The organism is Winogradskyella ouciana, from assembly GCF_965284585.1.
Lineage (GTDB): Bacteria > Bacteroidota > Bacteroidia > Flavobacteriales > Flavobacteriaceae > Winogradskyella > Winogradskyella ouciana.
The window spans coordinates 245,326-256,303 of the sequence record NZ_OZ260095.1 but is presented as its reverse complement, the minus strand read 5'-3'; the positions used below and the strand labels follow the sequence as shown (position 1 = coordinate 256,303).

The window sequence follows — 10,978 nt, the reverse complement described above, 5'->3', positions numbered from 1 at the left end:
GACCGTAATTTTTGCATCACCGAGCATCGAACTTATCAAGAGTGTAGCAAGTGTAATTCCATCTGGTGGAACTGGTTTAATTGGAGATATAATCAATTACAGCTTCACGGTGACAAACACGGGTAACGTGACTCTAACGGGCATTACGGTGAACGACCCTGTTGTGGGCACGGTAACATGTGTAGCAACGAATTTGGCACCAGGTGAGAGTACAAATTGTTTAGCGACTTATATTATTACGCAAAATGACATTGATGCAGGTGGAATAGAGAACACCGCTGATGTTACGGCGAGTTCACCGGGCAACACCGATGACGTTACTGACGTATCGGATACAGGTACAGAAGCTGACGGTACTACTGTGGTAGACCCGGCTAACGAAGAGACCGATGACCTTGACGATGTCAATGGGGATAACAATGATGCGGATCCAACGAATGACGTGACGCCATTCGATATAGCACCTAACCCGAGCATAGAATTGATCAAAAGCATATCAAGTGTTACACCAGCAGGTGGAACAGGTTTAGTTGACGATATTGTAAACTATAGCTTCACGGTGACCAACACAGGTAACGTAACCCTAACGGGAATTACAATTAATGATCCAATAGTAGGTACTGTGACATGTATCACAGCAATTCTATTACCAGGCGAGAGTGCGACTTGTTCAGCAAGTTATACCATATTACAGAGTGATGTTGATGCTGGCGGTATTGAGAACACTGCTGATGTTACGGCGAGTTCACCAGGCAATATTAATGATGTAAGTGATGTATCTGATACAGGTACTGAAGCCGATGGAACTGCAGTATTAGATCCGGCGAATGAAGAGACAGCGGACCTTGACGATGTCAATGGTGACAACAACGATGCGGATCCGACCAATGATGTGACGCCATTTGACATTGCACCGAACGCGAGCATAGAAGCTGTAAAAACTGTAGCGATCACAAATGATGTAGCACCAGCGGGAGCTTCATTAGGAGATGAGATGACCTATACAATAACTGTAACCAATACAGGTAATGTAACCTTGGATAATGTAGGTATTGTTGATACATTCACAGATGCCAATGGGAATACATTGACCTTAGCTTCAGGACCAACCTTTGTAAGTTCGGATGCGGGAAGTGCAGAAGGCACATTACAAGTTGGTGAAACAGCTACTTACGAAGCAACTTATATAGTTCAACAAGATGCAGTGGATGCAGGTGGTTTCCAGAATAGCGTAGTAGCTAGTGGAGACAGTCCAGCGGGAACAACGGTAAATGACACGAGTGATGACGATGATGATACCGATGGTAACACCGAGGATGATCCAACTGTGACTATCATATTAGAGGATCCAAGTATTGAGACGGTTAAAACTGTAATGATCACAAATGATGTGGCACCAGTAGGAGCTTCATTAGGAGATGAGATGACCTATACAATAACTGTAACCAATACAGGTAATGTAACCTTGGATAGCGTAGGTATTGTTGATACATTCACAGATGCCAATGGGAATACATTGACCTTAGCTTCAGGACCAACCTTTGTAAGTTCGGATGCGGGAAGTGCAGAAGGCACATTACAGGTTGGTGAAACAGCAACTTATGAAGCAACTTATATAGTTCAACAAGATGCAGTGGATGCAGGTGGTTTCCAGAATAGCGTAGTAGCTAGTGGAGACAGTCCAGCGGGAACAACGGTAAATGACACGAGTGATGACGATGATGATACCGATGGTAACACCGAGGATGATCCAACTGTGACTATCATATTAGAGGATCCAAGTATTGAGACGGTTAAAACTGTAATGATCACAAATGATGTGGCACCAGTAGGAGCTTCATTAGGAGATGAGATGACCTATACAATAACTGTAACCAATACAGGTAATGTAACCTTGGATAGCGTAGGTATTGTTGATACATTCACAGATGCCAATGGGAATACATTGACCTTAGCTTCAGGACCAACCTTTGTAAGTTCGGATGCGGGAAGTGCAGAAGGCACATTACAAGTTGGTGAAACAGCTACTTACGAAGCAACTTATATAGTTCAACAAGATGCAGTGGATGCAGGTGGTTTCCAGAATAGCGTAGTAGCTAGTGGAGACAGTCCAGCGGGAACAACGGTAAATGACACGAGTGATGACGATGATGATACCGATGGTAACATAGAGGATGATCCAACGGTGACTATAATTCCTCCTAATCCAAGTATTAATTTAATTAAAACAACTTTACCGTTAGAAGATACTAATGGAGATGGGATAGCAGGAAGTATCGATGATATTATTTCATATGTATTTATTGTTGAGAATACAGGTAATCTTACATTAACTAATATAGATGTACAAGATGCTTTGCCAGGACTGACATTGATGGGCGGACCTATAGCTCAGCTTTTACCAGGTGAGATTGATAGTACGACTTTTACAGCTACTTATCAAATAACTCAAGCTGATTTAGATACAGGATTTGTTACGAATTCAGCTACGGTTAGTAGTGAAGCACCAGGAGGTGATCCAGGTGATGCATCAGATGATGTAATTGATACTAGTGATGATCCTAATGATAATAGTAATAATGATGACAATGGTGATGGAGAACCAGATGACCCAACGGTTACATTTGTAAATTCAATTTTTGATTTAGAAGTTGATAAAGTTGTAGATGAATTACAACCAGTCGTTGGTGATGAAGTCATATTTACAATTGAAGTTGCAAATATTGGTAATGTTACTGCTACGAATGTTGTTATTAGTGAACAAATACCAAGTGGATACGTGTTTGTGTCGGCCATTACCACAGCTGGAACTTATTCAGAGCTAGATGGTGAATGGACTGTAGGACAACTAGATCCAGATCAGGTTGAAATACTTCAGATTACAGTAGAAGTTTTAGGTATTGGAGATTATGCAAATACTGTGTTTGTCCTCAATGCTGATGGCGGAACAGATGTTAATCCAAGTAACGATGAAGATACTGCAGCTGTCGATCCTATATGTTTAACAATTTACAACGAATTCTCACCAAATGGTGATGGTGTCAATGAAACATTTGTAATTGATTGTTTAGAGCGATTCCCTAACAACAAGTTAGAAGTTTATAATAGATGGGGTAACATAGTATATACTAAGAATGGTTACTTAAATGATTGGGATGGTACTTCTAATGGTAGAGCTGTAATTAATCAATCTGATAAATTACCAGTGGGAACATATTATTATGTACTTGACCTAGGTGATGGCTCAGAACCAAGAGTAGGATGGTTATACATCAATAGATAAGACTAATTAACACTGAATTATAAAATACATTAAAATGATACATAAATCATCAATAATAAAAGGATTAATAGTTTTAGTATTTATACTACTTAGTGCTAATAGTTCTGCACAGCAAGATCCTCAGTACACACATTATATGTACAATACGCTAAGTGTTAACCCAGCATATGCTGGTCAACGAGAAACGTTGAGCGTAGTAGGTTTACATAGATCCCAATGGGTTGGAATTGATGGTGCGCCTCAAACACAATCTTTAGGGATTCATTCACCTTTGCGAAATGAACGCGTTGGATTGGGTCTTAATATTGTAAGTGATGCCTTAGGACCAGCAAGAGAAACCTTTGTCGATGCAAACTTTTCATATACAATACCATTAAACGCTAATGACTTAAAATTGTCCTTTGGTGTTAAAGGTGGTGTACATATGTTAGATACGGATTGGAGCAAGGGACGCTTTCAAGATCCAGATGTTGTGTTCAATAATAATCTAAACTTAATTTCACCAATGGTGGGTGCAGGTTTATATATGCATACCAGAAAATGGTACCTAGGTTTAGCTGTTCCTAATTTTTTAGAGACAGAACATTATGACGATTTTCAGGAATCTGTAGCCACAGAGCGAATGCATTTTTATGCTATAGGTGGATATGTATTTAATCTTAGTGAAACCTTAGAATTAAAACCAGCTTTTTTAGTAAAAGGTGTATCAGGTGCTCCACTTATTGCGGATGTCTCAGCGAACTTTTGGTATAAAAAGAATCTTACAGCTGGTTTAGCTTGGAGATGGGATGATTCATTTAGTGCATTAGTAGGGTTCCAGGCGACACCAGGAATGTTTATTGGTTATGGTTATGACTTAACGACAACAGGATTGAATAATTACAATAGCGGAACTCACGAAATAACTTTAAGATTCGAAATTAAGCGATTAGGTAGAATTTTATCACCACGTTTCTTCTAAAAATAGGACTATGAGAACAATTACAAGATATATATGTTTAGTATTTGCAGGATTATTTGCTTTAACTGCTTATGCTCAAGAAGGAAAAATTAAAAGCGTACAAGATGACTATAGAGATTTCGCTTATGTTAAAACTAGCGAAGTTCTTCTCGAGGTTGCCAATAAGGGCTATAAGTCCGTTGATCTTTTTCAGAAGTTAGCCAATTCATATTATTTTCTAAATGATATGGAAAATGCCGCGAAATGGTATGGTGAGTTAATGGAGCTTAATGAAGTCATAGATCCTGAGTACTATTTTAGATATGCTTTAGCTCTTAAAGGTATTAAGAACTATGAAGAGTCAGACAAATGGATGAAAAAGTTTCACGAGTTGAAACCAGATGATTTAAGGGGAAAAGCATTTCTTTCAAGAGTAGATTATAGATCTAATATTGAAGAAGCAAGTAGAGAGGATATAGAGCCTCAAAACCTTGAAATCAATACAGAGTTTTCAGACTTTGGTACAACGGAATATGAAAACGGAATTATATTTGCTTCAGCTAGAGGTGGAGGACGTAAATACCGTTGGAATGAAGAACCATACTTAGATTTATATTCAGTAGAAAAAACAGAAAATGGTTTTGGTGAAGTAAAAGAAATTGATGGTAAAGTAAATACAAAATTTCATGAGTCTAGTGCTGTATTTTCACCAAATGGGAGGTATATGTTCTTTACCAGAAATAATTTCTTCAGATTAAAATATAAGGAAGATGATTCTGGTATTAATAGACTACAATTATACAGAGCGACTTTAAGTGAAGATGGAACTTGGGATGAAATTCACAAAATTCATTTTAATAGTGAAGATTATAGTGTGGCACATCCTGCTTTAAACCTTACTGGTTCTCGTTTGTACTTTGCATCAGACATGCCTGGTACTTTTGGGCAATCTGATATTTTCGTTGTTGATGTCAATGACGATGGTACGCTAGGTGAACCTGAAAATTTAGGACCATCAATTAATACTGAAGGGCAAGAATCATTTCCGTTTATGGACACAAGTGGTAATTTATTCTATTCTTCAACTGGATTTCCAGGTTTAGGTGGGTTGGATGTCTTTAAGTCAGAAGGGTTAGATCAAAAAGTAGCTCAAGGTTCAAACAGAAATTTCCCGATAGAAAATATAGGAAAGCCGGTTAATAGTGCTGCAGACGATTTTGGATACTATGAAAATTTAGTTACAAAGCGTGTTTACTTTAGTTCTAATAGAGAAGGAGGAAAAGGAAGTGATGATATCTACACCTTTGAAGTTCCAGAATGTGAACAACTTGTTGTGGGTACTGTTCAAGATAAAAAGACAGATGAGTTGATACCAAATGCGACGGTTATTTTATTTGACGGTGAAGGTAATGAGCTAAAGCGTAAGACCGTTGGTAAAGATGCGGCTTTTGAGTTTGAGCTAGAGTGCGAAATGGAATACTTAATTAGAGGTGAAAAGGAAACGTATATTTCTGACGAAAAACGTTTTACCACGCCAAAGAAAAAGCAAGAATTACAGATGCAGTTGTTATTGGATAAAGATGTACAGGAAATCAATCCATGCGATGATTTAGCTAAGATATTGGATATTCCAATCATTTATTTCGACTTCGATAAATACAACATTAGATATGATGCCGAAATCGAATTACAGAAAGTGTTGGCTGTATTGAACAAATACCCAACGATGACAATTGATATTCGTTCGCATACCGATTGTAGAGGTACTATGGCTTACAATGAAACACTTTCAGAAAATAGAGCACAATCTACGCGCCAGTATTTATTGGATAATGGCATTTCTGAAGATCGTTTAACAGCAAAAGGTTATGGCGAATCTAGATTGGTAAACGATTGTGGTTGTGAACCTACAAACGAATCTAGTTGTTCTGAAGAAGAACATCAATTAAACAGACGTAGTGAATTTATTATTACAAGTATTAATGGTAAATCTTGTGACGATAAAGACTAAACTATAAATTTGATAAAATATCGAAATAGCCGTTTAATTTTTTTAAACGGCTATTTTTTATGAAATCCTTTACTTTTGTTTCAGGTTTAGATAGTAACTTCGCAATATGACAGAAGAACAAGTCATCCTTGTGGATGAAAATGATAATCAAATAGGGCTTATGCCCAAAATGGAAGCCCACGAAAAAGCATTATTGCATCGTGCGTTTTCGGTGTTTGTATTCAATGACAAAAATGAATTAATGCTGCAACAACGTGCTATGCACAAGTACCATTCGCCTGGACTCTGGACAAATACCTGTTGTAGTCACCAACGCGACGGTGAAAGCAACTTAGAAGCTGGTAAACGACGTTTACAAGAAGAAATGGGATTTGTTACGGACCTGGAGGAAACTACATCATTCATTTATAAAGCACCCTTTGATAATGGGTTGACAGAACACGAGTACGACCATATAATGATTGGTTATTACAACGACGCACCAAATATAAATACAGACGAAGTCGCAGATTGGAAATGGATGCCACTGGAAGAAGTTAAAGTGGATATGGCATTAAATCCAGAAAAATACACAGCTTGGTTTAAAATTATATTTGAGAAGTTTTACGAATATATAAACGTTAATAAGACATGAAGGTAACCGTACACAGAAAAGCACATTTTAATGCAGCGCACAGACTTTACCGAAAAGATTGGAGCGATGAAAAGAATGAAGCAGTTTTTGGTCTGTGTAACAACCCAAACTTTCATGGGCACAATTACGAATTAATTGCAAGTGTCACTGGAGATATTGACCCAGAAACAGGCTATGTTATCGATGTGAAGATTTTAAAGGACATCATAAAATCTGAAGTTGAGGATGCCTTTGACCATAAAAATCTTAATGTTGAAGTTCCAGAATTTAAAGATTTAAACCCTACCGCAGAAAATATAGCTGTAGTCATATATAATAAAATAAAGGCAAAATTAGATTCTAAATTCCATTTGGAAATAACACTTTACGAAACTCCACGTAATTTTGTAACCTATTCTGGTGAGTAATGTTATGAAAAGCACTTTACATCCTTTAAAGTTTCAGCCCATTTTAAAAGAAAAAATTTGGGGAGGCGAAAAACTTATTCAGCTGTTCAATAAAAAATCCAATTCTAAACAATTGGGTGAAAGCTGGGAGGTGAGTACTGTACCTGGTGATATTTCTAAAGTTGTAAATGGTCATTTAAAAGGACAAAGTCTTCAAGAAATTCTAGAAGCTTATAAAGCCGATTTAATAGGGCATAAAAACTATAAACGCTTTGGAAATGATTTTCCCTTGCTTATCAAGTTTATTGACGCAAAGCAGGATTTAAGTATTCAATTGCACCCTGATGATGACTTGGCAAAAGAACGTCATAATTCTTTTGGAAAAACAGAGATGTGGTATGTGATGCAGGCAGATAAGGATGCTAATCTTATTGTTGGGTTTAATCAAGATATGGACAGAGACACTTACTTAAAGCATCTTGAAGAAAAAACACTGCCTAAGATTTTAAATTTCGATAAAGTAAAAGAAGGCGACACTTATTTTATTGAAGCCGGAAGAGTCCATGCGATTGGAGCAGGTGTGTTGTTGGCAGAAATTCAACAAACCAGTGATATAACGTATCGTGTATATGATTGGGATAGAGTAGATGATGAAGGTAATGCACGCGATTTGCATAATGATATTGCTATAGATGCCTTTAAGTTCGACATGAAAGATGATTTTAGAGTTGACTATGAAAAGCAAAAAAATGTATCCAATAATATGGTGAGTCGCCCTTTCTTTACAACCAACTTTATAGACATCGATTCTGAAATTGAAAAGACAAATACAAAAGACTCATTCCTCATTTATATGTGTGTTGACGGTGAAGTTGAATTGTCAACAGAAACTACAAGCGATGTAATTTCTAAAGGGGAAACCATACTGGTTCCGGCCGCTATAAAAGACTTTAAACTAAAAACAAAGGGAGCAAAACTTCTTGAGGTCTATGTTTAAAACTATAAGGCATTGCCGATTATATAATCATAGGATTCATTACCTTTGCACAAGAAATTAATATAAATTATCATGGCAAATAAAAGAGATTTAAAAAAGGACATTAATTATGTTTTTGGAGATATCATTGAGGCGGTTTACTACTGGGAGTTAGAAAATGCAGAGAAACCAACTAAAGAAAGCAATGCCATCATCGATGATGCTATTGCTGGATTTGATGAGTTGATAGTGCGTGTCAACGAAAGAGACATCGAAGATCCTAAAGCACACTTTAAATCAATAAACAATGATTTAGAAACCAAAGGTAGAGCGTTAATAGATCGCATTAATAAATTATAATAGACCCATACAGGCTATTCTATAAAAAAAACCAATCATGAAAGTGATTGGTTTTTTCGTTTTTGGTTCTGTCCTTCTGAACTTGTTTCAGAATTTCATTATTCGTCAGATGATCTGTTAGCGATAACCTCTTCCAGCTTTTTGCCATAAAAAGATTGCTTTATGTCTTCGGTTAAGCCATTGTAAACCGAATCGATATAAATAGGATTGGCAGACGGAATTTCATACAATGCCAGATAAGGTGCAATCATATTATCTTTATGGTTGAGTGCAAATTGTATGGTATATGAGTATTTGCGCTTCATGAGGGTTTCGGATACTTTATTTAATGAATCCACAGCAATACTATCATTTTCTTTCTGAGCTAAAAAATTGGCTTCAATAAGACTTAGGTTTTGGTCATTGAATTTAGACATAACCTTTGTGTACTCGTTTAACAAATCTTGCTGTTTAGAGCCGTTTATTTCAGCATCATAGTTGAATTTATTTAATGAGGTTTTAATTGTGGTAACACCTTTGTCAGCAAAAAATGGAATATAGTGTTCTTCACCATCATTTTTAAACAATTTAAGATAGAGTAGGATAGGCTCCTCAATAGTTGTTTGTAATTTAAACTCTGGTTGTCCAGTAATCGTCATGGAGTCTAAATCTATTATCGTGGAGTCACCATCCTTTTGAAGATACACCACACCTTTTTTCAATCCTTTGATACTACCCTTTAAAGTAAAGTTTGTCTCTTTGTCCTTTCCGCAAGAAACGATCATAGAAATTAAGATTAAAAGACTTAGAATTTTATTGAATTTCGTCATGTTTTGTTTTAATAGTTATGCTTGAAAATAGAAGCGCAAATATCTTATTTTGAAATTAAAAATACTAGCCACCTGCTGCTAATTGCATTAAAATTGTACAACCTATGGCGGCAATGGTACCAACGGCATAACCAAAAACGGCAAGTAGTACACCTACGGTAGCTAGTGATGGATGAAATGCGGATGCTACAATTGGTGCAGAAGCTGCTCCACCAACATTGGCTTGGCTTCCAACTGCAAGGAAGAAATAAGGTGCTTTTATCAGCTTTGCAACCACGATTAATAATAAGGCGTGAATGGTCATCCAAACTACACCGATGGCGATAAGTCCTAAATTATCGAAAATGAGCGTTAAATCCATTTTCATACCAATGGTTGCCACGAGGATATAAATAAATACACTACCAAATTTACTGGCACCTGCGCCTTCATAGTTTCTGGCTTTAGTGAAAGACAATAAAATAGCAATGATAGTAGCGATACTTATCATCCAAAAGAATGTCGACCCTAAAAAGGTGAATATATTTTTAGTGGTTTCAGATTGAATATTAGATACAACCCCTTCAAAAAATGGTGCTAAGAAACCTGCACACAAATGTGCTATACTCACAGTACCAAAAGCTATTGCTACTATGATCATTAAATCTGTTAGTGAAGGATTTCGTTTTACCTTTTCTGAAAATGTAGTGACTTTTTCTTTTAAACTTTCAATTGAAGACGTGTCTGCTTTAAGCCAATTATTGATTCTTTTTCGTTTTCCTATTCCTAATAATATTATGGCCATCCATATATTGGCAACCACAATATCCACGAAAACCATTCCACCATAAAGTTTTTGATTGTATCCATAAATTTCTAACATGGCGGTTTGATTGGCACCACCACCAATCCAACTTCCTGCTAAGGTAGAAAGTCCTCTCCAAACGGCATCTGCACCAGCACCTCCAACTGTTTCTGGTGAAACCATGGCAATTAATAAAATGGCAATAGGTCCACCGATGACAATTCCTATAGTACCAGTAAAGAACATCACAAGTGCTTTCCACCCTAAATTGAAGACTGCTTTTAAATCTATACTCAAGGTCATCAGAACAAGTGCAGCTGGTAATAAGTAGCGACTTGCGACATAGTAGAGACTAGAACTATGTTTTAGCAAACTGTTATCTTCAGAAACACTTTCCCATTCAGGTGATATTAAACCGGTAGTCGTAAGGACTGCGGGTAGCATATAAGCTACAAATAAACCAGGAACAATTCGATAGAATTTTTTCCAAAAGCCACTTTTTATTGATTCAGTTATAAAAACTAATCCTAAAGCCAAAACCAAAAGACCAAAGACAATGGTGTCCTTTGTTACTAAAGGAGCCCTTACAATTGCCGTAGATTTCTCGTTGATAACATTAACGGATAATGGTTTGTTATAATCTTTGACGTTTATATTTTTTATTTCTAAAATATTTGAACTAATAAAGCTTTCATCTGCTTTTACAATCACATCTATAATTTTTAGAGGAGTAGAACTAGTGCTCTCGTATCTTCTATTTTTATTAGTGCCATACTTAATAAAGGCTTCATAGTC

The 10,978-nt window shown here is 36.6% G+C and carries 9 protein-coding genes; 7 read left to right on the top strand and 2 right to left on the bottom strand.

The window, feature by feature from the left end; genetic code table 11:
* Positions 1 to 7 precede the first annotated feature (7 nt).
* From ACQ65V_RS01120 to ACQ65V_RS01090, 7 genes are all read left to right on the top strand, one after another.
* Positions 8 to 3,283 carry a DUF7507 domain-containing protein gene (locus tag ACQ65V_RS01120; RefSeq protein WP_430468603.1) on the top strand — a complete coding sequence of 1,092 codons (3,276 nt, stop codon included), beginning with the start codon at positions 8 to 10 and terminating at the stop codon, positions 3,281 to 3,283.
* A gap of 34 nt (positions 3,284 to 3,317) precedes the next feature.
* Positions 3,318 to 4,244: a PorP/SprF family type IX secretion system membrane protein gene (locus ACQ65V_RS01115; RefSeq protein WP_273290487.1), complete on the top strand. Its 927-nt coding sequence runs from the start codon at positions 3,318 to 3,320 to the stop codon at positions 4,242 to 4,244.
* Between the two features lie 10 nt (positions 4,245 to 4,254).
* Positions 4,255 to 6,234 (top strand): OmpA family protein, encoded by a 1,980-nt coding sequence (locus ACQ65V_RS01110; protein WP_430466568.1) that lies wholly within the window; start codon positions 4,255 to 4,257, stop codon positions 6,232 to 6,234.
* A 106-nt stretch (positions 6,235 to 6,340) separates the two neighbouring features.
* Positions 6,341 to 6,868, top strand: a complete 528-nt coding sequence (gene idi, locus ACQ65V_RS01105) for an isopentenyl-diphosphate Delta-isomerase (RefSeq protein WP_155089288.1) — start codon at positions 6,341 to 6,343, stop codon at positions 6,866 to 6,868.
* A complete protein-coding gene (locus ACQ65V_RS01100; protein ID WP_155089289.1) occupies positions 6,865 to 7,275 on the top strand; it encodes a 6-pyruvoyl trahydropterin synthase family protein in 411 nt (136 codons plus the stop codon). Before idi ends, ACQ65V_RS01100 begins: the two co-directional genes overlap by 4 nt.
* A gap of 4 nt (positions 7,276 to 7,279) precedes the next feature.
* Positions 7,280 to 8,251, top strand: coding sequence for a type I phosphomannose isomerase catalytic subunit (locus ACQ65V_RS01095; RefSeq protein ID WP_430466567.1), 972 nt, complete (start codon positions 7,280 to 7,282; stop codon positions 8,249 to 8,251).
* A gap of 72 nt (positions 8,252 to 8,323) precedes the next feature.
* Entirely contained in the window at positions 8,324 to 8,590 is a 267-nt protein-coding gene (locus ACQ65V_RS01090) for a hypothetical protein (protein ID WP_273290478.1), read from the top strand.
* A 98-nt stretch (positions 8,591 to 8,688) separates the two neighbouring features.
* Here ACQ65V_RS01090 and ACQ65V_RS01085 read toward each other — a convergent pair whose 3' ends face one another.
* Positions 8,689 to 9,399 carry a DUF4369 domain-containing protein gene (locus ACQ65V_RS01085; RefSeq protein ID WP_430466566.1) on the bottom strand — a complete coding sequence of 237 codons (711 nt, stop codon included), beginning with the start codon at positions 9,397 to 9,399 and terminating at the stop codon, positions 8,689 to 8,691.
* Positions 9,400 to 9,463: 64 nt separating this feature from the next.
* Positions 9,464 to 10,774, bottom strand: a complete 1,311-nt coding sequence (locus ACQ65V_RS01080) for a DUF819 domain-containing protein (RefSeq protein WP_430468602.1) — start codon at positions 10,772 to 10,774, stop codon at positions 9,464 to 9,466.
* Positions 10,775 to 10,978 lie beyond the last annotated feature (204 nt).